Source organism: Streptomyces sp. NPDC001828, assembly GCF_042892175.1.
Classification (GTDB): Bacteria; Actinomycetota; Actinomycetes; order Streptomycetales; family Streptomycetaceae; genus Streptomyces.
In genome coordinates, this window is sequence record NZ_JBIATV010000004.1 from 232025 (window position 1) to 256431 (window position 24407).

Below are 24407 nucleotides of genomic sequence, written 5' to 3' on the forward strand. Positions count from 1 at the left end.
CTGGCCCTCAGGCTGGTGCGCGTGCAGATACGCGCACAGATGCAGTACCGGACCAGCTTCGCGCTGTCGCTGGCCGGCAACTTCGCCTTCACCGGCCTCGACTTCGCCGCGATCGTCATCCTCTTCGGCAACATCTCCCGCCTCGGCGGCTGGACGGCCGACGAGGTGCTGCTCCTGTATGCCGTCTCGTCGCTGTCCTACGCCCTGTGCGACCTCGCGCTGGGGAGCCTGGACCAGCTGCCGGCGATGGTGCGTGACGGCTCGTTCGACACGCTGATCGTCCGGCCCGGCCCCACCTTCGTCCACCTGCTCGCGACCGACTTCCTGCTGCGCCGTGCCGGGCGGCTGATCCAGGCGGTGATCGTGCTCGCCGTGGTCATGACCCGTTTCCCCGCGACGCAGTGGACCACGGGGAGGGTCCTGGTGCTGGCGTCGGCGGTGGTGTGCGGGGCAGTGATCATGGGGTCGTTGTGGACGATGGCCGTGACCCTCTCGTTCTGGACGGGCGGCTCGGACGACATCGGCGGCGTCTTCTCCGCCGGAACCGCCTTCCTCGTCCAGTACCCGCTCGACATCTACACGGCCTGGCTGCGGACGCTCGTCCTCTTCGTCATCCCCATCGGGTTCGTCGCGTACCTGCCGGTCTGCTGGGTGCTCGGCAAACCGGACGCGGCAGGACTGCCGGGCCAGGCCGGCCTGGCCTCGCCCGTGGTGGCCCTCCTGCCCGCGGCCGCCGCCGCGGCGGTGTGGCGTACATCCGTCCGGCGTTACAGAAGCACAGGAGGCTGAGTGGCAGACGCCATGGAGATGCGCGACGTCACCCGCACGTTCACCGTGCGCCGCAAGACCGGCAGATTCCGCAGGACGCGGACCGAGGTGACCGCCGTGGACCGCCTCAACTTCACGGTGCCCGCAGGGGAGTTCGTCGGCTACCTGGGGGCCAACGGCGCGGGCAAGTCCACCTCGATCAAGCTCCTGACCGGGGTGCTGGCGCCGACGAGCGGCCAGGTGCGGGTGCTCGGCCACGACCCGTTCGAGGACCGGTCCCGAACCGCCCACCGCATCGGAACGATGTCCGCCCAGCGGGTCCAGCTGTGGTGGGACCTGCCGCTGCGGGACTCCTTCGAGCAACTGCGGTACATCTACCGCGTCGGCCCCCTCGCGTACCGGGAGCGCCTCGACGAGCTCGTCGACGTGCTGGACCTCGCGGCCCTGCTGCCCGTACCGGTGCGTCAACTCAGCCTCGGCCAGCGGATCCGGGGAGAGCTGGCGGGTTCCGTGATCCACAGCCCGGACGTGCTCTTCCTCGACGAACCCACGATCGGCCTCGACGTGCTCGCCAAGCAGCGCATCCGCGACTTCCTCACCACCATCAACCGCAAGCAGGGCGTCACGATCCTGTTGACCACCCACGACATGGCCGACCTGGAACGCATGTGTTCCAGGCTGCTCCTGCTCTCCCGCTCCAAGCTGATCTGCGACGACTCCATCACGAGGCTGTTCATGGCGCACGGCCTCGAACGCACCCTGGTGGTCGACCTGGCGGACGCCGGCCCGCCCCTGCGGGTCACCGGCGCGCGGGTCAGCAAGGTCGACGGCCCCCGCCAGTGGCTGACCTTCTCCAGCGCGTCGCTGTCACCGGACAAGCTCATCGTGGAGATCGCGAAGCAGGCCCGCATCGTCGACCTGACCATCAACGAGCCCGATGTCGAAGACCTGGTCCGAGCCCTCCACGAGACGGAGTACCGATGAGCTACCGCGTGACCCACCAACCCGCCCCCGTCCCCACCGCGGTACCCGACGAGCTGACGGTGCGCGGGGGGCGCCCCCTGCACGGCTCGGTGACCACCTCCGGCTTCAAGCACTCCCTGGTCACCACGGTGGCCGCGGCGTGCCTCGGACAGGGCACGGCGCGCATCGACAACTGCCCGATGATCGCCGAAACCCCGACCCTGGCCGCGCTGGTGGAGCGGATGGGCGGCTCGGCGTTACTGACCGGAACGACGCTGACCCTCAACGCGTCCGGCATCGCCACCAACTCCCTCGACCCGGAACTGAGCGCGGCCATCCACGGCTCGGTCTACCTGGCGCCGATGCTGCTGGCCCGGTTCGGCTCCGTGACCGTCCCCGGCACCGGGGGCTGCCGCATCGGCGACGGAAGCCAGGGCAGGCGCCCGGTCTCCCACTACGTCGACGTGCTCGGCCGGTTCGGCGCGCGCGGCCGGACGCTCGACGACGGCGGCTTCACGGTGGCGGTCACCGGCGGGTTGCGCGCCTGCGCCATCGACCTCGCGGACTACTGGACGCCGCTGGGCAGCGGGCCCTACCACTCCGGCGCGACCAAGGTCGCGGTGCTGGCCGCCGCGGTGGCACGCGGCACCACGGTGCTCGACCACGTCTACGGCAAACCCGATGTCCTCGACATGCTGCCGCTGCTGCGCCAGGCCGGCGTCGGCATCGAGGAACCGGCCCCGGGCCGGCTCGTGGTGCACGGCCTGCCCGACCTGCCGGCCGGAGCGTCCCGGGCCGTCCTTCCCCCCGATCTGATCGAGGTGGTCACCTGGTGCTGTGCCTCGGTGCTGTGCCCGGAGGGCCTCACCGTCCACGGGGCGGGCATGGACCGGGCGGTGCGGGCGCTCGCACCCGAGTTACGGGTGCTCCGCGATCTGGGCGTGCCCCTGGAAGCCGGCACCGACACCCTCACCGTGGGCCCGGGCCGCACCCCGCTGGCCCCGGTGGACGTCCTGGTCGCCGCCGACGGGGTGTTCAGTGACAGCCACCCCTTCATCGCCCTCCTGGCGAGCCTCGCCGAGGGAAGGTCCAGGATCCGGGACACGGTGTGGGCCAACCGGTTCGGCTATGCGGACCAACTCGCCGAACTGGGCGTCAAGTTGGACGTCCGCGACGGAGCCGTGTCCCTCCACGGCCCCTGGTCGGCGGCGGTGCCCGGGCGCAGGCTGCTGGCCGGAGATCTCCGCGCTGCGGCGGTCCTGCTCCTCGCCGCGCTGCACGTGCCGGGAACCACCCACCTCGCGGGCGTGGGCCATCTGGCCCGGGGCTATGCCGACCTGGTCGGCCAACTCGTGGGCCTGGGCGCCGACATCACGGAGGCCTGAACCGTGCACCGTCCCTCCACGGGCACCCGCGTCGTCCCCGGCGCGCCGAACACCCGGGACCTGGCGGGCCTGCGCGACGGCACCGGACTTCGGGTCGGGTCGGGGCTGCTGTACCGGGGCGCCGGAGTCGCGGTGGGTCCGTTGGCCGAGCGGGTCGGGCTGCGGCTCGTCGTCGACCTGCGCGACCGCCGCGAGACCCCCGGCGAACCGTCACCCCGCGACGTCACGGTGCTCTCCAGGCCGCTGGTCACGGACCGATCGGTGATCAAGTCCAGTGCCGCGCCCCAGCCTTCCCACTACCTGGCCTATTACCGGCAGCTGGCCCGGCTGGCCGCTCCCACCGCCGCGGAACTCGTCGGCCTGCTCGCCGAGCCAACGGGCCTTCCGCTCCTGGTGTGTTGCTCGGCCGGCAAGGACCGCACCTCCGTCGTGTGCGCGCTGGCCCTGCGGTCCCTGGGCGTACGCCGGGCCGAACTGGCCCGCGACCACGCCCTGACCGCCCGGCTGTTCCGCAGGGACCCGGCCACGGCGCGGTCGATGGCATGGGCGCGCGATCTGGGCGTGCGGGAGCTGGCCGCGCGTACCGCCGCTCCCGGGTTCGTGCTGTGGACGCTGCTGCGCGACCTGGAACGCGAGCACGGCTCCGTCCTGCGGTTCCTCATGGGCCACGGTCTGAGTCCGGACACCGCGCGCCGGGCCCGCCGCGTCGTCCTGACCGGTCACCGCGCCCCCACGACCGGCACCGGGCGCACCGGTGTCGCCGTTCGGCCCACCTCATCGAGCGAGGAGTTGACGTGACCCCACGACACCCGCGACGTGGCTACCTCACCCATGCCTTCAACCACAGTGGTTCCGACTACCTGCGCATGGCCTACTGCCTCGCGCTGTCGCTGCGGCTGACGCAGTCGACCGTCACCGGCCTGAGCGTCATCGTGCCGGAGTCGCAGGACTTCCCGGCGCGTTACCGGGACGCGTTCGACCATGTCATCGCGATCCCGGACGTACGGCCCGCTTTCGTCGACCGGTCCTGGCGGGTGGACAACTATGTGCGGATGTACGACCTCAGCCCGTACGAGGAGAGCGTCACCGTGGACGCGGACACCCTCTTCTTCGACGACGTCTCCCCTTGGTGGGACGTGATGGCGGAGGCGGACATCGTCGGCGGAACCGCCGTGACCTACCGCGAGGAGCCGATCGCGCACAACCCGCTGCGCAAGGAGCTCTACCGGATCGGACTGCCCGACCTGCACAACGGGTTCTTCTACTTCCGGCGCGGACCGGTCGCCGAGCGGCTGTTCGCCACGATGTCGGACTACCTGAAGGACTGGGAGGGGACCTGCGCCCGGCACTTCGGCCGCCCGGACGTGCCGTTCTCCTCCGACTCCGCCCTCCTGCTCGCCATCCGGGACAACGGCCTCGAAGCCGTCGCGGGCGGCCCGCGGCCCGGCACACCGCACTTCGTCCACATGAAGGCCTGCGTCCAGGGCTGGCCCGGCGTGCCGGAGTCGGCCCGCGAGTGGCGCCCCTACGTGAGCTACGGGTTCGATGACCGACTGGCCCTACGGATCGACGGGACCCGTATCGGGGCCCCCTTCCACTACCACGTGCGGGACTTCATCACCGAGGAACTGCTGGTGGCCTACGAGAGCGCGGTACGGGACCGGCTCGGCGCCGCCTGAAGGGGCCGGGAGGCGCCCCGTTGGCCCGAGAGCCCCAACTCGCCCATCTCGTATGCCCGTTGCTAGCCCTTGGCGTCCTCCTTGAGCATGTCGGCGCACTTCTCGCCGATCATCATCGTCGTGATGCACGGATTGACGGTGACGAGGTCCGGCATCGCGGAGCCGTCGGCGACCCGCAGACCCGCGATGCCCTTCACGCGCAGCCGGGCGTCGAGCGGGGCGCTCGGGTCGTCGTCCGCGCCCATCTTCACGGTGCAGGACGGGTGGTAGACGGTGTTGTGCGTCGTGGCGATGTAGTCCAGCAGCTCGTCGTCGGTCTGTACGTCGGGCCCCGGCGCGAGCTCGGCCCCCGCCCACGGCGCGAGCGCGGGCTGCGCGGCGATCCGGCGGCCGAGACGCAGCCCGTGCGTCATCACCCGGACGTCGTGCTCGTCGGTGAAGTAGCGCGGGTCGACGCGCGGCTTGTCGCGGAAGTCGCGCGTCCGCAGCCGTACGGTGCCGCGTGAGCGGGCCCGGGTGACGTTGGGCGTGAGGCAGAACGCGTTCTCGCTCGTCGGGTAGCCGCGCCGGTAGGTGTTCATGTCGAACGGCATCGAGCCGTAGTGGAACATCAGGTCCGGGCGGTCGAGGTCCGGGACGGTGTCGACGAAGATGCCGATCTCCCACCACTGCTGGGACGTGGTCACCATGGGCTGCCGGGCCTCCCACATGATCACTCCCTCCGGATGGTCCTGGAGGTTCTCGCCCACGCCGGGGGCGTCCAGGACCACGTCCACACCCACGTCCCGAAGATGGCCGGCCGGCCCGATGCCCGAGAGCATCAGCAGCTTGGGGGTGTCGATCGCGCCGCAGCTGACGATCGTCTCGCGGCGCGCGGTGACCGTACGGGAGTGGACCAGATCCGGATCGAGGTAGGCGGCGCCCGTGCAGCGTCGGTCGGCGTCGATCAGCAGCCGCTTGGCCCGGATCCCGGTGCGCACCTCCAGGTTCGGGCGCTTGCCGAGTACGGGGTGCAGATAGGCGACCGAGGACGACTGGCGCATGTTGTTCTCGTCGGAGTTGATCTGGAACCAGCCCGCGCCCCGCAGGACCGTGGTGCCGCTGTTGAAGGTGGCGGTGGGGATGGAGGCCTGGGCGCACGCCTCGAGGACGGCGCTGCCGCACGGGTCGTTGGGCTGGACCGTACGGATCTTGACCGGGCCGGAGCGGCCGTGGTGGTCGCCCGGCCCATCGTTGGTCTCAAGGCGCTGGTAGAGCGGGAAGGTCTCGGCCGCGCCCCAGCCCGTGCAGCCGGCCGCGGCCCAGGCGTCGAGGTCCTCGGCGGGTGCCCAGAAGGCGATGCAGGAGTTGTGCGAGGAGCAGCCGCCGAGCACCCGCGCGCGGGCGTGCCGCATGAAGCTGTTGCCGTGCTCCTGCGGCTCTACCGGGTAGTCCCAGTCGTAGCCGGACTCCAGCAGGCCCATCCAGCGCTCAAGGCGCAGGACGTTGTCGTCGCCGACGTCGCTCGGCCCCGCTTCCAGGAGGCAGACCGTGACCGACGGGTCCTCACTCAGCCGAGCGGCGACGACACATCCGGCGGTGCCGCCGCCGACCACCACATAGTCGAACTCGTCCACGTCTGCTCCTTCTCCTTCGGCCTGTCCCGCACGGTCTGTCGTGCGCTCCTACGGTGCGCCGTGGCCCATCGGTCCGGACGGGCCGGCGGCGGAATGCTCGGCGAGCACCCCGGTCTGCTTGCGCTGGATGAACCAGTAGTAGAGGAAGCCGCCGACGCCGACGACGCCGACGAACAGGACGCCGCCCCAGCGCAGGTACCAGTGCTGCGGGCCGGTGGCGTTGTAGACGGCGGCGCGCGGCCACAGCAGATTGACCGTCATCGCGGCGCCCCAGAGCACGGCCAGGATGTTGACCGGGACCCCGAACCGGCCGAGCGAGAAGTGGCCGGGGGAGGTCGTCCAGCGGCCGCGCAGCCGCTGGACCAGCAGGGGGAGCGTCACCAGCAGATAGGCGATGTAGATCATCACGATGGCGATGCTGGTGACGACGGAGAAGATCTGCGGCTGGTTGATGTTGACGACCAGGATGACGATGGCGACGAACCCGATCAGACACGTGGCCAGGACGGGCGTCTGGAACCGCGGGCTGAGCCGGGCCAGTTTCGAGCCGCCGGGCAGGTTGTTGTCCCGGGCCATCGCGAACGCGAGGCGAAGGCCCGCCGTCTGCACCGACAGCGCGCACACGGTGATGGCGATGACGACGCACCACAGCACGACCACGCCGACCGTGTGGCCGAGCGCGGCCTTCACCACGTATTGCAGCCCGTCCACGGACAGCTCTTTGGCGTGCAGGTCGGGAGCGGCCAGCAGCGCGAAGAGCAGGATCAGGCCGCCGAGGAGGAAGGAGGCGATGAGGGCCCGCAGGATGGCGCGAGGCGCGTTGCGGGACGGGTCGACGGACTCCTCGCCGAGCGAGGACGCCGTGTCGAAGCCGTACATCACGTACGCCGAAGCGAGCGAGGCGGTCAGGAACGCGCCGAGATAGCCGAGCGACTGCCCCTGCCCGTAGCCGTCCGTCTGCACGATGGCGCTCGGGCCGCGGGTGATGTGCGCGGCGAGCAGCACGACGAGGACCACGGCCGCGACCAGCTCGATGAAGACGCCACCGGAGTTGATGGTGGCCATCAGCTTGACGCCGAACGCGTTGACGAGCGTGGTGAAGAGGATCAGGATCGTGCCGAGCAGAACCGCGTTGGCGGCCTTGTCGTACTTCCCCGTCCCGTCGCCGACTACCTGGAAGATACTGGAGATCTGAGGGAGCGTCAGCTGGTAGGCGAGTGCCACGGCGGCCAGCGACACCATCGTCGCCACCGTCATCATCCAGCCCGCGAGCCAGCCGACGTGCGGGCCGCCGGAGTGCTTGGACCAGTTGTAGACCGAACCCGCGACCGGGAAACGGGCGGCGAGTTCGCAGAAGCACAGGGCGACCATCAGCTGCCCGAGGAAGACCATCGGCCAGGACCACCAGTAGGCGGGGCCGCCGAAGCTGACGCCGAAGTAGAACAGCTGGAAGGTGCCGGTCAGGATGGAGATGTAGCTGATCCCGGCGGCGAAGGTGTGGAAGTTGCCGAGCGTCCGCTTGAGTCCGGGCTTGTAGCCCAGCTCGGTGAGCGCCGCGTCTTGGTCGGAGGACGCGTTCTTGGCCGGTTCGTCCGGGCCGGGCGGGATGTCCGCCATGGCAGGTCTCCTCGTTCCGTACGGGCAGGGGCGCGCTGATGGTCAGTCGAACCAGCGCTGCGGTTCGGGCGCGGTGTTGCGCCAGATGTGCTTGGCCTCGGTGTATTCGGCGAGTCCGGCGGGGCCCAGTTCGCGGCCCACTCCGGACTGCTTCATGCCGCCCCACTCGGCCTGCGGGACGTAGGGGTGGAAGTCGTTGATCCAGACCGTGCCGACCTTCAGGCCGGCGGCCAACCGGTGCGCCCGGCCCTCGTCCGTCGTCCACACGGCGCCCGCCAGGCCGTAGACGGTGTCGTTGGCGAGCGCGAGGGCCTCGGCCTCGCCCCGGAACCGCTCGACCGTCACGACCGGCCCGAACGATTCGTCCTGGACGACGGACATCTGCGGGGTGCACTCGTCGAGGATGGTGGGCGGGTAGTAGAAGCCGTTCGCGAGCGCCGGGTCGTCGGGCCGGGCACCGCCGAGCCGCAGCACGGCGCCTTCGGCGACACCGGCGGCGACGTACGCCTCGACCTTGTCGCGGTGCGCGGCCGAGATGAGGGGGCCGGTGCGGGCGTGCTCGTCGAAGGGGCCGCCCATGCGGATCTGCCCGGCGCGCGCGGCGAGTTCGGTGACGAAGCGGTCGTGCAGCTCGTCCTCGACGAGCAGCCGGGCACCGGCCGAACAGACCTGCCCCGAGTGCAGGAAGACGGCCATGAGCGCGTAGTCGACGGCGGTGTCGAAGTCCGCGTCGGCGAAGACGATGTTGGGGTTCTTGCCGCCGAGTTCGAGGGCGACCTTCTTCACGGTGGGGGCGGCGGCCGCCATGATGCTCCGGCCGGTGGCCAGGCCACCGGTGAAGGAGACCAGATCGACCCGCTCGTCCGTGGTCAGCGGCGCGCCGACCACGGCTCCGGTGCCGAGCACCAGGTTGGCGGCGCCGTCCGGAAGACCGGCCTCCTGGAGGAGCCTCATCAGCATGATCGCGGTGTGCGGTGTCAGCTCGCTCGGCTTGAGCACGAAGGTGTTGCCCGCGGCGAGCGCGGGTGCGACCTTCCACGCGGTCTGCAGCAGCGGGTAGTTCCACGGTGTGATCAGGGAGCAGACGCCGACCGGCTCATGGACGACGCGGCTGTCGACGGTCGGGGTGCCGGTGTCGACGATCCGGTCCGTGCCGCCGGCCGCGGCGAGGTTGCCGAAGTAGCGGAAGCAGTTGGCGATGTCGTCCATGTCGTACTCGGACTCGACCAGGCGCTTGCCGGTGTCGAGCGACTCCGCCCGGGCGAAGTCGGCCTTGTCGCGCACGAGGAGGTCGGCGACGCGGAGCAGCAGCGCGGCCCGCTCCATGACGGCGGTGCGAGGCCATGGGCCGCGGTCGAAGGCATCCCGGGCGGCGGCCACCGCGGCGGCCGCGTCCTGCGGCCCGGCCTCGTCCACCTGGGCGACCAGGGTGCCGTCGGCGGGACACCTGATCTCCCGCTTGTGCCCCTCCGCAGCCGCCGTCCACCGGCCGGCGATGAACAGCTCGGGCATGGCAATCCTCCAGGTCAGGCCATACGGAACGGTCGCCACCGGCACACCGGCCGGTGCCGGCCGTTCCGTCTTCACGACGGACAGTCGACCTGCCACACGTAACACGCCCCGGAGCGGGCGGCCACATGACTCATGGTCATGAGCGGTTGGCGTGCCGGGAGGCAGAGGCGGTTCGGCTCACCGGGCCGGTCGGGGAGGGTGAGGCGGACGGTGAATCCTCCGTCGGGGGAGGGGCCGCTCGTGACGGTGCCGTTCAGCGGGGTGGCCCGTTCGCCAAGTCCGATCAGGCCTTGGCGGCTGCCGGGCAGGGGCGTTGCCGGCGGCGTGCGCGCAGGTGTGTTGCGGACCGTGACACGCAGGTGCGTGGTGTCGGCGTCGACGCTGGCGGTGGCGCCGGGCGCGTGTTCGCGGATGTTCGTCAGGCATTCCTGGACGGTGCGGTACACGGCGCGCTGATGCGCGTCGGGCAGGGCCAGGGCGGCGACGGCGGGGGAGAGGCGCAGCCGGGCGTCGACGCCGCTCTGGGCGAGCAGCGGGGCCAGGTCGTCGAGCCGGGGCCCGGGAGCGGGCCCCGGCTCGTCCGTTCCGTAACCGCGCAGGACGAGGAGGACCGTGCGCAGCTCTTCGGGGGTGGCGACGGCCAGTCGCCCTGAGCGCCTGGTGCGGCAGATGAGTGCCGGGGTCCGGGCCGTGGTCGTGTTCGTCGACTACGACCGGGCTCCTGAGGCCCGCATCCCTGTCGCCCCGAGGGACACCGGCTCTTCTCCGTCCGACTCCGGACCGTCGCTCAGGTCGCGGATCCGGCCGCGGCGCCCGTCTTCAGGTCGGGCCCCCAACGCTTGAGCGCTTCTTCGAGGTCGAGTGCGCTGTTGCCGGCGGCTTCGGTCGCGGACGGCCAGTCCTCGCGCGGCACGCGCCACATGATCTCGAATTCGTTGCCGTCCGGGTCCTTGGCATACAGGGACTTCGACACGACGTGGTCCGTCGCCCCGACCAGGGCGCCGCGCTCGTTGATCTTGGCCGCGATCTCGGAGAGTTCGCCCAGGGTGCCTACTTCCCAGGCCAGGTGGTAGAGCCCGACACGGCCCTGCTCCGGGCCGGGAGCCTGCGGCCCGACCGAGAAGAGGCCGAGGTCGTGGTCGTTGAGGGTGTCCTCGGCGCTGAGGAAGGCCGCGCGGCCGGGGATGTCGACGTCGAGCTTGAAGCCGAACACGTCCGTGTAGAACTCGACGGCTCGTGCGACGTCGCGTACGTAGAGCACCGCGTGGTTGAGGCGGCGTACCGGCATGGGGATCTCCCTGGACTGCGAAGGGTGAGGCGGGTGGCCTCGCTCGTGACACTAAACAATGTGAGACTTCAAGTAAATTCCCGGATCCACGAGTTCAGCGTCACGTATCGCCGTGGGGGCGGCTAGAGCTCCTCTTCGGACACGTCCAGGCGCATTCCTGGCGGCGGGCGCGGTGTCCGCCAGGGGCCGCCCGCCGTTCAGCGTTCGGAGGTGAGTGCCTCCCAGCCGCCTTCGAGCAGGGCGAAGGCGCGGACGACGGCCTGACGGGGGTCGTCGTGGCCGCGTGCCGCGCGGGGGGCTTCGAGGGCGAAGTGGGCCAGGGCGCTACAGGCGGGGTCGTGCGGGGGCAGGCCGCTTTCCTCCGCGATGACCTGGGCGAGTGAGTCGGCGTTGCGCAGCCAGATGACCTGGGCGTAGTCGCGCAGCGCCGGGGTCTTGTTGATCAGGTCGAAGAACTCGGCGAAACGGGCGTCGGTCCCCGTGGCGGCCATGCGGTGGCGCAGTGCGTGTTCGCGCAGCGCCGCAGGGATCGACTGCCCTTCGGGGCGCTCGCGTACGGCGGCGAGCAGGCGGGCTTCCTGGTCGGCGTCCTCGTCGAAGACGAGGGCCTCCTTGACGGGGAAGTGCTTGAACAGGGTGGTGGTGGAGACGTCCGCGGCGTCCGCGATCTCGCGGATGCCGACGTCGTCGTACCCCCGCTCCAGGAACAGGCGCAACGCGGCATCGGCGATGGCTTGGCGGGTGGCGGCCTTCTTGCGCTCGCGGCGCCCCATCGGCGCCGCCGGGGCTGGGGTGTCTGTCTGGGGCATGCCCCAGACTCTACCCGGAAAGGTGGACGAGTGTAAAAGTTGACCCGTTGCACGTAGTTATCCGGTGTGCTTTTCTTGAGGAGCGGCGGTCGACGGAAACCGTCCCGCCTCCTCTCCTTGCGCCATGCCTTCATGTCCGAATTCCTTCACGCCCGAAAGGGGTGATCAGCCATGTCCGCTGGATCCCTCCCCTCCGCCTCAGAGGTGCCCGCCGTGCCGAAAAACGTGCGGTGGGTGCTGCTCGGCGTCATGCTCGCCATGCTGCTGTCGATGCTCGACAACATGGTCGTCAGCACCGCGATGCCCACGATCGTCGGCGACCTCGGCGGCCTGGACCACATCTCGTGGGTCGTCACCGCCTACACGCTGGTCACCGCCGTCACCACCCCGGTCTGGGGCAAGTTCGGCGACCTGTTCGGCCGCAAGCCCATGTATCTGGCGTCCATCGCCGTCTTCATCGCCGGGTCCGCCCTGTGCGGAGCGTCCCACTCCATGGGAGAGCTGATCGCGTTCCGCGTCGTGCAGGGCATCGGCGCCGGTGGCATCGGCGCGGGTGCCTTCGCGCTGATCGGGGCCCTCGTACCGCCGCGTGAGCGGGGCAAGTACCAGGGCATGACCGCCTCCGTCATGGCGATCGGCACCATCGGCGGACCGCTCCTCGGCGGGTTCGTCACCGGCCACTTCGACTGGCGGTGGGCCTTCTACATCAATCTGCCGCTCGGCCTGGTCGCCCTGGTGTGGCTGTGGCTGAAGCTGCACGTGCCCGGCAAGCGCATCAAGGCGAAGATCGACTGGGCGGGCATCGCCCTGCTGACGCTCTCCATCAGCGCGATCGTCCTGGCCGCCACCTGGGCGGGCAGCACCTACGCCTGGGGCTCCTGGCAGATCGTGTCCCTGGGTCTGGTCACGGCTGTGGGACTGACCCTGTTCATCCTGGTGGAGAAGCGGGTCAGCGAGCCGCTGCTGCCCCTGTCCGTGTTCACCGGTCACCGCAACTACCCGCTCGCGATGGTCATGACGCTCGCCGGCGGTGTCGTCATGTTCGGGGCGGGCCTGTACCTGCCGCTGTTCCAGCAGACTGTTCAGGGCGCCTCCGCCACCAACTCCGGCCTCCTGATGCTGCCGATGATGATCCCCGTCGTGATCGTTTCGACCATCGCCGGCAAGGTCATGTCCGCCACCGGCAAATACAAGATCTTCCCTGTCCTCGGAACCGTGTTCCTGACTGCCGGGCTCGGGCTGCTGGCCACCATGGACGCCCGTACGTCGTTCCCGCTGACCGGCCTGTACATGGTCCTCGTCGGTACCGGCCTGGGCTTCACAATGCAGATGGCGGGCACCATCGCGCAGAACAGCGTCTCCCTGCGCGACATGGGCGCCGCGATGAGCTCGTCCAACCTCTTCCGCACCCTGGGCGGTTCGCTGGGCGTCGCCGTCTTCGGCTCGCTGTTCACGCGCGCCGTCCAGGGCCGCCTGCCCGCCGGCGGTGACACCGACCCCGGCGCCCTGCGCGCCCTGCCCGCCGGCGCCAAGGACGCGTACCTCAACGCGGTGACGAGCGGCACCGGCCACATCTTCCTGACCGCCGCGATCGGCTGCGCCCTCGCGTTCGTCGCGGCGCTGTTCGTCATCGAAGTCCCGCTCAGGAAGGCCGGTCCGCCCGCGCCCGCCAAGGCCCCCGAGAACGTCCCTGTCAGCACCGCCAACTGACGCCGGCTCACCTGCGTCAGCACCACGTGCCGCGCGGCATGAACGGAGCACCTCCCATGAACACCACCCCCAGCACCGCCACCCCCAGCACCACCACCCCGAGCACCGCCCTCATCAACGCGCGGGTCTTCGACGGCGACCGGACCCTGGAGGCGACCACCGTCGTCTTCGACGACACCGGCATCCTCGCGGTGGGCGGAGACGCGCCCGCGGACGCCCAGGTGGTCGACGCCGCAGGCGGAACCCTGTTGCCTGGCCTGATCGACGCCCACGTGCACACCAACGTCGAATCCCTCGCCCTGGCACTGCGCTTCGGCGTGACCACCGAGCTGGAGATGCAGGGTACGCACACCGCCGACAACCGCGCGCACATCACCGACGACGACACCGTGGCCGACGTGCGCTCCTCCGGATTCGGCATCACCCCGCCCGGAGGCCACCCCAGCGAGCTGTTCCCCGAGGGCTTTCAGCCCGGGCCGCCGCCCGGAGCGGCCAAGCCGTCCGGGCCGGCACCGCTGATGCCGTTCTCCACCACCCCCGAGGAGGCCGTCGCCTTCATTCCGCAGCTCGTCGAACGCGGCTCGGACTACATCAAGTTCATGGTCGACGACGGCTCCGTCGAGGGACACCCGGGCCTTCCCATGCTCGACCGGGCGACCTTGAACGCGGGTGTCGCCGAAGCCAAGCGGCACGGCAAGCTCACCGTCGCCCACGCGCTGACGGTCGAAGCGACCCGGATGGCGATCGAGGCCGGGATCGACGGCCTGGTTCACCTGTTCATGGACGGCCCCCACGACGACGAGATCATCGCCCTGATCCGGGATTCCGGCGCCTTCGTCGTGCCCTGCGTGGTCCTGAACGCCTCCATGATGGGCATCACCGGCGACCGGCTGGCCGACGACCCACGGGTGGCCGGCCGTCTCGACGAAGCATGGATGAAGACCTTGCGCAGCAGCTTCAATCACTATCCCCAGGGAAGCATCACCGACGTGCTGGACTCGGTGCGCGCGCTCTACGACGCCGGTGTCGACATCCTGGCAGGCACCGATGCGTCCATGCCCGTGCCGTTCCTCGGCGGACTCGCCCACGGCGCCAGCGTCCACCACGAACTTCAATACCTCGTGCAAGCCGGCCTCACCCCGGCCCAGGCACTGCGCGCGGCCACCTCCACCACCGCCCGGCGCTTCGGCCTGACCGACCGGGGCCGCATCGCCGAAGGCCTGCGCGCCGATCTGCTCCTGGTCGACGGCGACCCCACCACGACCATCTCCGACACTCTGAACACCCGCGCCGTCTGGCGCCGTGGCACCCGGCTCACCGCCGCCTGAGCCGGCCTGGGGACTCGGACGACCCGTAACGCCGACCGACTGAGCCCATCGCGGCGTGCTGTGAACCCCGGCGGCGCCGGCCCCACATCATCAACTCACCTTCCCGGCAACCGGGTTGAGTGCGAGGGGCCGGGCAGCCAACTCTCCCGTCCGCGTGCCGCACCCGGTATGACGGATTGTGCGGATTCGTTGACAAGGGCCGCGGACAGCCGTTGACTGGCGGGTGGGCGATGGGCCATGACGCTACGGGACTTCCGGGGCGCGCCCTCCCGCCACTCGCTTCGCCGGGACCCCGCGGAACGCAGAGCGCACTCCTGCGAACCGGAGGTTCGGCCATGCTTCCCTGGATCGCTCTGATGGTGCTTCAGCGGCTTCCTCCTGTGCGGCCGCACGCGCTCGGACCGTTCCACCGGTAGCCACCGCCAGTCCGTCCCCCGCTCTACGGGAGAGACGGACCACGCCACAACGTCGCGGCCGAGGGAAACCAAGCACCCCACCCTCCCCGCTCACCCCGATGAGAAGGAGTACTTCCGTGGACGAGAACGTGTGGGGCTATCGGCCGGTGGCCGCCTACCAGGCGGGCACGGACCTGACCGGCTACAAGGTCGAGGCGAAAGACGGCAGCATCGGCAAGGTCGACAAACACTCCGAAGACGTCGGCGCCGCGTACATCGTCGTCGACACCGGCACGTGGATCTTCGGCAAGGAGGTCCTCCTGCCGGCCGGGGTCGTGGTGCGCGTCGATCCCGAGGAGAAGAAGCTCTACGTCGACCGCACCAAGGAGCAGATCAAGGGTGCCCCTGAGTTCAACAAGGAGAAGCACCTCGGCAACCCGGACTACCACCAGGAGGTGGGTAGTTACTACGGCCGTCCGCGCCCGGGCCAGATGATGTGAGCCAACCCGGCCTCCCCGCCGGAATCATGACCGGGTGCCGGGTGCCCGACTGGCCGGGCACCCGGCACCTCGCCTTCAGCGAAGGAAGCCGCCTCCCGAGGCCGAGGCCGAGGCCGCCTCCCGAGGCCGTGACCCGGGCTCGGAGTCTCTTCGTCGCACTCACCACCGCGCAACCCGCCCCCTCGGGCTCGTACCTCCCGCACCACCACGTCGGCCACGACCCCGCACGCGGATCCCCGGCCGACGCCACGCGAAGGGAAGCACCACCTGATGATGTACGACGCCGAACGCGCACGGCAGCCCGCGGCTCCCCACCCGGACGCTCCCAAGCGCCGCACCCCGCAAGCTCCGGAGACCGGACCCGGCACGGACCCGCGCGCACCGTTCACCGACTCCGACGGCCTGCCCCGCACCGCGGGCTTCGAGCCGCAGTTGCTCCCGGCCGGTGAACGGGACAAGCTGTCCGTCCGCCTCCAGCAGGCCGTCAACGGCTTCATCGACAGCCCCCGCCACGCGGTGGAGGAGGCCGACAGCACCTTCGACGAGGTCGTCAGCCGGCTGAGCGGCGCGCTCGGGGAACGCCAACGCGCCCTGCGTGCGAACTGGCAGAGCGAGGACACCCAGGCCGAGACGGAGGACCTGCGCGTCGCGCTGCAGCAGTACCGGGAGATCACGGAACAGCTGCTCCAGATGTAGCTGAGAGCCGCCGCCTCTCCTGCGGTCCCAGTACCCCGAGGAGACACTTGACCGCACCGGGCGGGCAGGATGTCGTCCATGGGACTGCACGCCACATATGGACTCACTCGGATCATCAATGCGCGGGGGCCGTACACCCCCTTGGGTGTCTCGCGCAGTGGGGAGGGCGTCGCCACCGCCGTCGCCGCCGCGCTGTCGGAGTTCTTCGTCATGGAGGAACTGCAGGACGCGGCCGACCGGGCCCTCGCCCGGTTCACCGGTGCGGAAGCGGGAACCGCCGTTCACTGCACGGCATCTGCGATCACCCTCACGGTCGCGGCGACGATGACGGGGGAGTCCCCGGAGCGCATCGCGGCCCTGCCCGACACGACCGGGATGCCCCGTGCCGTCGTCCTGCCGGCGGGCCACGCGGTCGACTACGGCCACCCCATCGAGCAGGCCGTCCGACTGGCCGGTGCGGTTCCCGTCGCGGTGGGGACCGAGGCGGGCTACACGCTGGAGGACCTGGAGACCGGCCTCTCGCGCCCTGATGTCGCGTGTCTGCTGCTGGTGTCGTCCCGTCTCGTGCGCGGGGCCGGCACCGAGCTGTCCGAAGCGGTGGCGGTCGCGCACCGGCGCGGGGTGCCTGTCGTCATCGACGGTGCCGCCCAGGACTTCCGGATCGATGAACTGCTGCGCACGGGTGCCGACTTGGTGACCGTCAGCGGACAGAAGTACCTGGGGTCACCGACCGCCGGACTGGTGGTCGGCCGAGCCGATCTGGTGGCCGCGGTCCGGGCGCAGGAACGGGGCATCGGCCGTGCGATGAAGGCAAGCAAGGAGGCCGTCATCGGAGTCCTCGCCGCGATCGAGGCGCGTCAGGAGCTGGACATGACGGCGTGGAGGCGACAACAGGCCGACAAAGTCGCGGACTTCGTCGTGCGGGCCGGTGCGCTTCGGGGAGTCGCCGCCACGTCCGTCCCCGATCCGACCGGGCTGCCCTTCGAGCGCGCCCGCCTCGACGTGGACCCCGCCGTAGCGGGAATGGATGCCGCGGCGCTGGTGACCGCGCTGCGAGTGGGCGCACCATCGATCTGGGTCATGCCCGGCCGGCCGGACGCGGAGGAGCTGTTCCTCGAACTCGTGGCTCTGGAACCGGCTGAGATCGACGCCGTCCTCGTCCGGCTGTCCGAGCTCCTTCCGGGCTGAAAGGCTTGGCCCGTAAGGGAGTTGCCCGCACGCCGCAACCGCCGCGACAACTCGGCAGCCGCCGCCGGGGTGCACGATCCCGGCGGCCGCGCCGGGGTGCATGACACAGCTCGGCGGCCGCGCCGGGGGTGCACGACCGGACCGTGCGGCACCGGATGCCGGTGCCGGGGCCCCTCGCCGTGCGGCCGTCAGGTGCGGTGTGCGGGGAGCCAGCCGTTCTGGACCGCGTGGACACCCGCCTCGAAACGGCTGCGTGCCTCCAGGGCGTCCATGAGTTCGGCCGCGAAGCGGCGGGCGGTGCGGGTGGAAACCCCGAGGCGCTTGGCGATGGCCTCGTCCTTGAATCCCTGGGCGAGCAGCCGGAGGGCCTCGCGGTGCTGGGGGGTCAGGCCGTCGGGGTCGCGTTCCACCGTGGGCACCAAGGGTGTGGCGGCCTGCCAGGTGCTCTCGAACAGCTCGCAGAGGGCCATGAGGATGCCCGGCCCGGTGAGGACCACGGCACCCTTGCTCGCGTCCGCGGGGTCGAGAGGGAGCACCGCCTCGCTGCGGTCCGCGATGATCATCCTGATCGGCAGGCTGGGAGCCGTACGGACGTGACCGCCCCGCCGGCCCAGCCACTGCACGTGGTGGAGCGTGGGCTGGTGGTTGCGGATGCTGTCGAGGTAGACGGTCCGGACGGTGACACCGCGTTCCAGCAAGGTCGCGTTCGGCCCTCGGCTGGCTTCGAGGTCGCTCTCCGTGTGGGCTCCGCCCGGGGCCAGGGTCATGATCTCGTGCCGGACGTCGGCGGCGAGCCGCGCCAGCCGGTCGCGTATCTCCTCGGCACCGGTCAGTTCCTCCGTGCGCAGGCCTGCGGAGGGTCTGTGCAACGAGGAGCATTCCGCGACGAGTTGGGCGGCGGCGGCCCGGGCGGTCTCGACGCGTTCCTGATGGGCGGCGAGCTCGGCCTGCTGGCGGGCGAGCAGCAGGCTCATGGCCTGCTCCGGTCCCAGTACGCGGAAGGCGGACTCGGCCTGGCCGGACGGCCGGACGAGCGCGAGGGCGTGGAGCCGGTCGAGGCAGTCGCGCAATTTGTCCTCGGGCAGCGCGAGCCGCTGGGACAGGGCGGATATCCCGTCGTCGCGGTGGGCCAGCATGGCGCGGTAGACGCGTTCGGTATCCGTGTCGAGTCCAAGTACGGCCAGCATGAGGTGTGTTCCCCGATCGGTGATCGTGTCCATGAAGGGCGGTGGAGGGTCGGCGCGGTGATCTCCGCGACGCGCGTGTCTGCCGGGGCGATCAGTCTCTGGGCGGTCCTGCGGACACGCTGCGACGACTGCCGGTGAGTGCATGGGGCATGGAATGAACTTCCGTTGCGTGCGTGATCTTGTCAAGGTCATCTTTCGGCCCCAGATCACCACCGGGAGTGGCCGGGTCGACCCGTCGTGCCTGGTGGGAGCCAGTCCCGTGGTCGCGTTCCGTCGACCCCCGGCCAGCTCGCCGGCGCACCGGAATTCATGCTCCGCTGACGGGTGCTTCACCTGTTGTCACTCCGCCTCCCTTCGGTCGGCCACGGGCTCCGCCCCGAAGGGGGCGCACACGAAGATGCGGACCTCGGCCGCGTGGCTTCCTGGTCCGCTCGTGTCGATCGTGCTGCGTGAGGTGTCGGGCGCTGTCCGTGTGCCCGCAGATCATGGGGTGATGCACCCGACGGCAGGGAACGCACCGGCGCCGGGCTCACCCGTACGGCACACCCCGGCGCATCCCGGCGCGGCGAGGCACTCCGGGCGGCGGCAAGGCACGGCACGACGCGGCACGACACGGCATTGCGCCGCGCTCGCGAAGAGGGCGCGGGCGCAGCATAGTTGACGCTGCGTCAGCTACTGGATTCCCGACCGGTCGGCGAATGCTGGAGGGCGACGGCGGCTAAGGTGTTCCGCCGGCCTCGGCCGCAGGTGTGCCGGGGGCGGTCGCCCCACGGTCGGGCTCCTGCTCCGTGCCGGGCGTGCTGGACGACCCGGCGCGCAGCCCGAGCGTCCAGGCGGCAACGGTCGTCAGGACGCTGAGTACACCGGCGGCCATGAACACCGGCCGGGGGTTCCCGTGGTTGAGGGTGGTGAGCGCACCGCCGGCAAGCGCTCCGACCGGGCTCGCCGCGAGCGCGGCCACCCTGGCCGTGGCGGTGACTCGGCCCAACAGGGCCCGGGGGACGAGGCGTTGGCGCAGGGTGCGGATGAGCACCACCGCCGTCACCGTGGAACCGCCGAGGAGCAGATTCAGCAACAGCAGGGGCACCAGGGATGTAGCGACCCCGAGGCAGGCCAGTGTGGTGCCCAGGCAGGCCGCGCTGAGCGCGATGAGCGTTTCGTGCCGCATCCTGCGGCCGACCCGGAGCGCCACCGCCGTGCCGAGCACCCCGCCCACGCCGCCCGCCGCGACGACCGCGCTCGCGGCGGAGGCACCGAGGTGGAGGGTGTCGCGCAGGTAGAACACCAGGAGATAGCCGACGGCGAGGAACAGGTTGGCGCTCGCTTGCAGGCAGGTCACCACGAGGACGACGCGCAGGGACCGCAGGCAGCGGAAGCCCTGGGCGAGGTCCCCGCCCACCCCGCGCAGCGCCGCTCGCAGCGGCGGGGTGGGAGCCCGGCCCGCGCGGTCCCTGCCGTCCAGTACGCGAAGGACGGTGACGAAGGACACGGCGAAGGTGCAGGCGTTGACGAGGAGGGCCACTTGCAGGCCCCACAGGGCCGACAGCACACCGACCAGCCCCGGGCCGATGATCTGTGCCCCCTGGTTCGCCGCCTCCAGAAGGGAGTTCGTCCGTACGAGCCGTTCCTCCTCGACCAGGTCCCGTACCGCCACCGTCAGCGCGGTCTCGAAGAACACGCCGGCCCCCGCCGCCACGAAGGCCAGGGCGAGGATCACCGGGACGGACAGGTGCGAGGAGGCCGAGAGCACGGCGAGGGTGAGGAAGACACCGAACCGTACGACGTCCATGGCGAGCATGACGTTGCGGGGATTCAACCGGTCCACCAGCGCACCGGCGGGCAGGCCGACCAGCAGATAGCCGACGGTACGGGGGATGGCGGCCATCACCGCGGCGTACGGTGAGCCGCTGACCTCGAGGACCAGCAGAGGGATCGCGAGAATGGCGAGGCCGTCGCCGATCAGGGACACGCTCTGCCCGCCGAGGAATATGCGGAACGCCAGGGGAGAGGGGCGGACGGGTGCCGCTTGGGTCGTGGCATTCGTCATGGGGCTACCGCCTCTGCCGGTCGTTCTGGATTTCTCGCGCCGTGGGACGACTTCGAAAGGCGCAAGTCGCACAAAGGGAATCGACGCGGAATTACGGCGTCGACCCGCCCCGGATATCCGCCTCTCGCGGAATTCGCGGCGTCGCACACGCAGAACACGATGCGATCGGCGAACGGGCGGGATCAACCCTTTCGGTCTGGACGGTATCGGCCACTGCATTCATCGGCCAGTCGTAGAACAGGGCAGAACGGGCGTAGTTGGGCGCGCGGGGCGACCGGCGAGGGAATGCCGTCCGGTACCGCGGAACGGGGAAAGTGCGGCCCCGGGGGCTCCGGTGGTGGGCGTCCGGAAAAGGGTCCCCATGTCTTCATTGGTGGTGTATCAATGGTCAGTCGGATGCCGGACGGACTACCGGTCCCCGCGGTCACCGCAGTTGAGATCGGCCCCGATCCCGGAACCCCGGCGCACGGGCAGGACTCGCCCGTCACTGTCGCCGGGCCGGCCACGACGTCGCGGGGGTCGCCCGGTGCTGCCGTCGAATGCTTCAACTACCTTGACGGACAAGAGGCGTGGGGGGCGCCCTGTCGGAGTCCGCCGGTGCCGGGGTGCCGCCTCGGTGTTCCTGGCCGGTGAACGTGCCGACCCCGCACGGTACTTGCCGGATCCGAACGCGCCTGGTGGAGCGGCCGACGCGGGGGTGTCCGACGTCGTGGGCGGCGGGCGGAGGGGCCTCAAGGGTTCACGTGAGGTCAACTGGCCTGTGGGCGGGGCGTGTTCCGGCCGGGACCAGTGAGCCACGGTACGCGAACACGCGTGATGGGGAAGGGGGAACGATGTACCTCGTACATGTCCGACTGGACGGGCCACCGGATGTGCCGCTGCCCGGTGGGACGGCGGCTCTGCTGATGGACTGCGCCGACCCCGACGACGGCCTGGAGCACGTCAGCGTGCACCCGGGCGACACCGACGGGCCGGTCCTCGGTCTGTTTCTCGTCGCCCCCACCCTGGCCGTCGCGGAGCTGGGGGCCGCCACCGTCTGCACGCGCGCACTCGCCACGCATTCCCAACTGGCGCCCTTCCGGATGGCCTCCTGCGGTGTGGTGCTCGTTCCGGAGTACTGGGACATCCTGGCCGCGCCGTCGCCATTGGACGGGATAGGACACAACATGTTCCGTCCACCGGGTTCCCCTTCCGGAGCGACCGGCGAGTTGGCAGAGTAGTCGTACCGGCGAGGCGGGAACAGCCACAAGCGATCCTCGTAGACGCCGGCCGTTCGCCGAAAGTACAGAAGGCAATTCACCGAAGAAAGGTCCTTCAGTGAGACTCACCCCGACTTTCAGGACCGTCGCTTCCGGCTGCATCGCGCTCAGCGCCCTCTTCCTGGCTCAGACGGCCTTCTCGGGTGGTACTCCCTCCGTGACCCAGGTCCGTGCCGACGGCCCGTCGGCCGTGACCGCGCCGGACGCCAACCCGGCTCACACCCAAGCCGGCCGGAACGGCGAGGACGACGTGACCTGGGGCAGTTGAGCCCCGGCGCTCCAGCCCCATCGCGAGGAGCGTGCGCCTTCCTCGGGGCGCGTCCGCACGAAGCGCGCCCAGGTCAGCGCCTCCCCGCAGGACCGGTCGAGTACACGACGGCCGGCCCCGATGACGCACCACCCTTCACGGACGACCCTGGGCCGACCCGCACCGGTCATCGCGGTCGCCACAGCGCGCCCGGCGCCGGACCCTCCCGCCGGCGGCGTCGCGACCCCCGCCCTCCGCGCCCGGCCCATGCGTCCCCATCCCAGGAACTGACATGGAGCAGCACAGACCATGACGACTGCCATCACCCCTCGCACCCAGGAGCTCCTCGACCAGGGTTACACCCTGCTGGAGGGCTTCACCACCGACGAAGAGGCCGCCGAGGCGCTGCGTGACCTCGGCACACTGATACCGCAGTACGACGGGCAGCTGCGCTACCAGGTGAAGGCCGCCCCCGGCTTCGAAGACCGGCGGTACTCCAAGAGCACCAACACCATTCTCGTGCACACCGAGGCACCGGGCTGGAACCCGCCGCCCCGCTATCTCGCCCTGCACTGCCGGGTCCAGGCGAAGTGCGGCAGCGGACAGACCGAGCTCGCCGACGCCTATGCCTTCGCCGCGTCCCTCAGCCAGGCCGAGCGCGAGGTGGTGCACGGCGAGAGCATCGACTGGGTGGGCCACAACACCGGAGGCACCGGCACCACCGGAGTGCGCCGCCCCGTGGTGGAGCGCACCGTCGAGGGCCGCGACATCGTCCGCTTCAGCTACAACCTGCTGACGGCCGGCCACTACGACCCCCCGGTCGACGCCCAAGTACCCGCCGAGGAACTGCCGTTGGGTGCGCTGGGAGCCGAACTGGCCGTGCGGGCCGAGACGTTCTTCCGCGAGAACAAGGTGTCCGTCCTCATCCCCGAGAACTCGATTCTCGTCTGGGACAACCACCGGATGCTGCACGCCCGCTCCTCCTACAGCGACGCGCGGCGCCACCTGACGCGCTACTGGCTCCAGGAGTCCTGAGCACGGCCGCGGCCCCACCCCCGCCACCACGAGGTGGCCCCCGACCTCAGTGGTGCCAGGCCGGCACCACCGCTGCCCCCTGTGAGGAATGTGATGAACCGAGATTCCCCCACCCTTGAAGGCGGTCCCGACGAGGCCGTCGCGCAGGAAGTCCCGGGCCCCCCGCTCCCCGAGGGCGTGCCCTCCTTCGACCCGAACGACCCGGTGGAGAACGCCGTGATCCGCCGGCTCGTCGGCAACTGGCACCGCCGGGCCACCGTCAAGCGCGACGAGCCCGACCTCGACGAGCTCTTCGACGTCTCGCGGGCCGACTACCCCGAGAAGATCCTGCCGTTCCACGACCACCCGACCTACCTGGCCCTGGACCCGGAGAAGCGGTCCGAACTGCTGAGCTGGGCATGGATCGCCTACAACCGCCACACCGTCATGGCCGAGCAGAAGGTGGCCAACCCGGCCTTCGCCCTGGTCATGGAGGGCGAGTACCCGGGCCTCAGCGGGGAGGCGCTCAACCTGTCGCTGGCCCAGGCGATGGTCGACGAGCAGTACCACACGCTCATGCACCTCAACGCGAGTGCGGTGACCCGCCGCCGCCGGGGCCACGCCCTGCCGGACGCCGCGCTGCCCCTCTCCCACACCGCCCGCGTCCACCAGGAGCTGCGGGACCGGGCCGGGGACCGCGCGGAGAAGTCCCTGACGACGCTGGCCTTCGCCACGGTCTCGGAGATCTCCATCAACGCCTACCTCGACCTGCTCGCCGAGGACACCGCGATCCAGCCGATCAACAGCACGACCGCGAAGCTGCACAACCGCGACGAGTACTGTCACGCGTCCATCTCGCACGTGCTCGCCGAGATGGTCTACCACCACCTCGACGCCCCCCGGCGCCGGTACTTCCTCGACATGCTGATGGAGGGTCTGGACGCCTTCGTGGCCAACGACTACTCGACCTGGCACCGGATCGTCGACCTCGCGGACATCCCCGGCGGACACGAGATGCTCGCGGACTGCCAGGCGGAAGCGGGCCGGGGCCGGCTGGTCCGTGACTACACCGGCCTGTACTCCCTGGTGGAGCAGATGGGCGTGGCCGACCAGGTGGACTTCGACTGGTCCCGCTCCCACATCGCCTCCTGACGCCGCCCTCGCAACGACGGGTGGCGGATGCCCCGCCACCGAGGACC

The 24407-nt window shown here is 70.6% G+C and carries 23 protein-coding genes; 15 read left to right on the forward strand and 8 right to left on the reverse strand.

The window, feature by feature from the left end:
- Window positions 1-21: 21 nt before the first annotated feature.
- From ACFYZA_RS15270 to ACFYZA_RS15290, 5 genes are read left to right on the forward strand one after another with little or no spacing between them, the layout of a single operon-like run.
- Entirely contained in the window at window positions 22-789 is a 768-nt protein-coding gene (locus tag ACFYZA_RS15270) for an ABC transporter permease (RefSeq protein ID WP_388490662.1), read from the forward strand.
- Complete coding sequence (locus ACFYZA_RS15275) at window positions 790-1752, forward strand: ATP-binding cassette domain-containing protein (protein WP_388490663.1); 963 nt, start codon at window positions 790-792, stop codon at window positions 1750-1752. It begins immediately after the preceding gene.
- Window positions 1749-3116, forward strand: coding sequence for a hypothetical protein (locus ACFYZA_RS15280; protein ID WP_388490665.1), 1368 nt, complete (start codon window positions 1749-1751; stop codon window positions 3114-3116). Before ACFYZA_RS15275 ends, ACFYZA_RS15280 begins: the two co-directional genes overlap by 4 nt.
- Window positions 3117-3119: 3 nt before the next feature.
- Complete coding sequence (locus tag ACFYZA_RS15285) at window positions 3120-3914, forward strand: tyrosine-protein phosphatase (RefSeq protein WP_388490666.1); 795 nt, start codon at window positions 3120-3122, stop codon at window positions 3912-3914.
- A complete protein-coding gene (locus tag ACFYZA_RS15290; RefSeq protein WP_388490668.1) occupies window positions 3911-4795 on the forward strand; it encodes a hypothetical protein in 885 nt (294 codons plus the stop codon). The genes ACFYZA_RS15285 and ACFYZA_RS15290 overlap by 4 nt, the downstream gene beginning before the upstream one ends.
- Window positions 4796-4857: 62 nt before the next feature.
- On the opposite strand, the gene ACFYZA_RS15295 is transcribed toward ACFYZA_RS15290, so the two are convergent.
- The 4 genes from ACFYZA_RS15295 to ACFYZA_RS15310 all read right to left on the reverse strand — a co-directional run bounded on the left by ACFYZA_RS15295 (window position 4858) and on the right by ACFYZA_RS15310 (window position 9986).
- Window positions 4858-6411 (reverse strand): GMC family oxidoreductase, encoded by a 1554-nt coding sequence (locus tag ACFYZA_RS15295; protein ID WP_388490671.1) that lies wholly within the window; start codon window positions 6409-6411, stop codon window positions 4858-4860.
- A gap of 48 nt (window positions 6412-6459) precedes the next feature.
- A complete protein-coding gene (locus ACFYZA_RS15300) occupies window positions 6460-8028 on the reverse strand; it encodes an APC family permease (protein ID WP_382584995.1) in 1569 nt (522 codons plus the stop codon).
- Window positions 8029-8070: 42 nt separating this feature from the next.
- Complete coding sequence (locus ACFYZA_RS15305; protein WP_388490674.1) at window positions 8071-9540, reverse strand: aldehyde dehydrogenase family protein; 1470 nt, start codon at window positions 9538-9540, stop codon at window positions 8071-8073.
- Between the two features lie 71 nt (window positions 9541-9611).
- Window positions 9612-9986 (reverse strand): hypothetical protein, encoded by a 375-nt coding sequence (locus tag ACFYZA_RS15310; protein WP_388490677.1) that lies wholly within the window; start codon window positions 9984-9986, stop codon window positions 9612-9614.
- A 9-nt stretch (window positions 9987-9995) separates the two neighbouring features.
- Between ACFYZA_RS15310 and ACFYZA_RS15315 the strand changes: the two genes are divergently transcribed.
- Both ACFYZA_RS15315 and ACFYZA_RS15320 read left to right on the forward strand, forming a co-directional pair.
- Window positions 9996-10193, forward strand: coding sequence for a hypothetical protein (locus ACFYZA_RS15315; protein ID WP_388490680.1), 198 nt, complete (start codon window positions 9996-9998; stop codon window positions 10191-10193).
- 16 nt (window positions 10194-10209) lie between these two features.
- Entirely contained in the window at window positions 10210-10383 is a 174-nt protein-coding gene (locus ACFYZA_RS15320; RefSeq protein WP_388490682.1) for a hypothetical protein, read from the forward strand.
- Here the strand turns inward: ACFYZA_RS15320 and ACFYZA_RS15325 are convergent.
- Window positions 10328-10828, reverse strand: coding sequence for a VOC family protein (locus ACFYZA_RS15325; RefSeq protein ID WP_382585007.1), 501 nt, complete (start codon window positions 10826-10828; stop codon window positions 10328-10330). The two genes, ACFYZA_RS15320 and ACFYZA_RS15325, sit on opposite strands and share 56 nt — an antisense overlap.
- 197 nt (window positions 10829-11025) lie before the next feature.
- Window positions 11026-11637 (reverse strand): TetR/AcrR family transcriptional regulator, encoded by a 612-nt coding sequence (locus ACFYZA_RS15330; protein ID WP_388490684.1) that lies wholly within the window; start codon window positions 11635-11637, stop codon window positions 11026-11028.
- Between the two features lie 171 nt (window positions 11638-11808).
- Between ACFYZA_RS15330 and ACFYZA_RS15335 the strand changes: the two genes are divergently transcribed.
- From ACFYZA_RS15335 to ACFYZA_RS15355, 5 genes are all read left to right on the forward strand, one after another.
- The gene (locus ACFYZA_RS15335; RefSeq protein ID WP_382585013.1) at window positions 11809-13347 is read left to right on the forward strand and encodes an MDR family MFS transporter; all 1539 of its coding nucleotides are present in this window, start codon (window positions 11809-11811) and stop codon (window positions 13345-13347) included.
- 56 nt (window positions 13348-13403) lie between these two features.
- On the forward strand, window positions 13404-14675 hold the full coding sequence (locus tag ACFYZA_RS15340) for an amidohydrolase family protein (RefSeq protein ID WP_388490686.1): 1272 nt from the start codon (window positions 13404-13406) through the stop codon (window positions 14673-14675).
- A 532-nt stretch (window positions 14676-15207) separates the two neighbouring features.
- Window positions 15208-15570, forward strand: a complete 363-nt coding sequence (locus tag ACFYZA_RS15345) for a PRC-barrel domain-containing protein (RefSeq protein WP_382585019.1) — start codon at window positions 15208-15210, stop codon at window positions 15568-15570.
- Window positions 15571-15840: 270 nt separating this feature from the next.
- Window positions 15841-16266 (forward strand): hypothetical protein, encoded by a 426-nt coding sequence (locus ACFYZA_RS15350; protein ID WP_388490689.1) that lies wholly within the window; start codon window positions 15841-15843, stop codon window positions 16264-16266.
- Window positions 16267-16344: 78 nt separating this feature from the next.
- Window positions 16345-17454 carry an aminotransferase class V-fold PLP-dependent enzyme gene (locus ACFYZA_RS15355; RefSeq protein WP_388490691.1) on the forward strand — a complete coding sequence of 370 codons (1110 nt, stop codon included), beginning with the start codon at window positions 16345-16347 and terminating at the stop codon, window positions 17452-17454.
- A gap of 188 nt (window positions 17455-17642) precedes the next feature.
- On the opposite strand, the gene ACFYZA_RS15360 is transcribed toward ACFYZA_RS15355, so the two are convergent.
- Together ACFYZA_RS15360 and ACFYZA_RS15365 are read right to left on the reverse strand one after the other, a co-directional pair.
- Entirely contained in the window at window positions 17643-18641 is a 999-nt protein-coding gene (locus ACFYZA_RS15360) for a LuxR C-terminal-related transcriptional regulator (protein WP_382585028.1), read from the reverse strand.
- A gap of 718 nt (window positions 18642-19359) precedes the next feature.
- Window positions 19360-20688 carry an MFS transporter gene (locus ACFYZA_RS15365; RefSeq protein ID WP_382585032.1) on the reverse strand — a complete coding sequence of 443 codons (1329 nt, stop codon included), beginning with the start codon at window positions 20686-20688 and terminating at the stop codon, window positions 19360-19362.
- 833 nt (window positions 20689-21521) lie between these two features.
- On the opposite strand from ACFYZA_RS15365, the gene ACFYZA_RS15370 reads away from it, so the two are divergent.
- The 3 genes from ACFYZA_RS15370 to ACFYZA_RS15380 all read left to right on the forward strand — a co-directional run bounded on the left by ACFYZA_RS15370 (window position 21522) and on the right by ACFYZA_RS15380 (window position 24360).
- Window positions 21522-21908, forward strand: a complete 387-nt coding sequence (locus ACFYZA_RS15370) for a hypothetical protein (RefSeq protein ID WP_382585035.1) — start codon at window positions 21522-21524, stop codon at window positions 21906-21908.
- A 595-nt stretch (window positions 21909-22503) separates the two neighbouring features.
- Window positions 22504-23229, forward strand: coding sequence for a TauD/TfdA family dioxygenase (locus tag ACFYZA_RS15375; protein WP_388490695.1), 726 nt, complete (start codon window positions 22504-22506; stop codon window positions 23227-23229).
- A gap of 93 nt (window positions 23230-23322) precedes the next feature.
- A complete protein-coding gene (locus tag ACFYZA_RS15380; RefSeq protein WP_382585041.1) occupies window positions 23323-24360 on the forward strand; it encodes a diiron oxygenase in 1038 nt (345 codons plus the stop codon).
- Window positions 24361-24407: the final 47 nt, after the last annotated feature.

Coding starts and splice junctions, on each gene's coding strand:
- ACFYZA_RS15280 (WP_388490665.1), top strand. CDS start 1,749: ATGAGCTACCGCGTGACCCACCAACCCGCCCCCGTCCCCACCGCGGTA.
- ACFYZA_RS15300 (WP_382584995.1), bottom strand. CDS start 8,028: ATGGCGGACATCCCGCCCGGCCCGGACGAACCGGCCAAGAACGCGTCC.
- ACFYZA_RS15305 (WP_388490674.1), bottom strand. CDS start 9,540: ATGCCCGAGCTGTTCATCGCCGGCCGGTGGACGGCGGCTGCGGAGGGG.
- ACFYZA_RS15315 (WP_388490680.1), top strand. CDS start 9,996: ATGCGCGTCGGGCAGGGCCAGGGCGGCGACGGCGGGGGAGAGGCGCAG.
- ACFYZA_RS15320 (WP_388490682.1), top strand. CDS start 10,210: ATGAGTGCCGGGGTCCGGGCCGTGGTCGTGTTCGTCGACTACGACCGG.
- ACFYZA_RS15325 (WP_382585007.1), bottom strand. CDS start 10,828: ATGCCGGTACGCCGCCTCAACCACGCGGTGCTCTACGTACGCGACGTC.
- ACFYZA_RS15330 (WP_388490684.1), bottom strand. CDS start 11,637: ATGCCCCAGACAGACACCCCAGCCCCGGCGGCGCCGATGGGGCGCCGC.
- ACFYZA_RS15335 (WP_382585013.1), top strand. CDS start 11,809: ATGTCCGCTGGATCCCTCCCCTCCGCCTCAGAGGTGCCCGCCGTGCCG.
- ACFYZA_RS15340 (WP_388490686.1), top strand. CDS start 13,404: ATGAACACCACCCCCAGCACCGCCACCCCCAGCACCACCACCCCGAGC.
- ACFYZA_RS15350 (WP_388490689.1), top strand. CDS start 15,841: ATGATGTACGACGCCGAACGCGCACGGCAGCCCGCGGCTCCCCACCCG.
- ACFYZA_RS15355 (WP_388490691.1), top strand. CDS start 16,345: ATGGGACTGCACGCCACATATGGACTCACTCGGATCATCAATGCGCGG.
- ACFYZA_RS15360 (WP_382585028.1), bottom strand. CDS start 18,641: ATGCTGGCCGTACTTGGACTCGACACGGATACCGAACGCGTCTACCGC.
- ACFYZA_RS15365 (WP_382585032.1), bottom strand. CDS start 20,688: ATGACGAATGCCACGACCCAAGCGGCACCCGTCCGCCCCTCTCCCCTG.
- ACFYZA_RS15370 (WP_382585035.1), top strand. CDS start 21,522: ATGTACCTCGTACATGTCCGACTGGACGGGCCACCGGATGTGCCGCTG.
- ACFYZA_RS15375 (WP_388490695.1), top strand. CDS start 22,504: ATGACGACTGCCATCACCCCTCGCACCCAGGAGCTCCTCGACCAGGGT.
- ACFYZA_RS15380 (WP_382585041.1), top strand. CDS start 23,323: ATGAACCGAGATTCCCCCACCCTTGAAGGCGGTCCCGACGAGGCCGTC.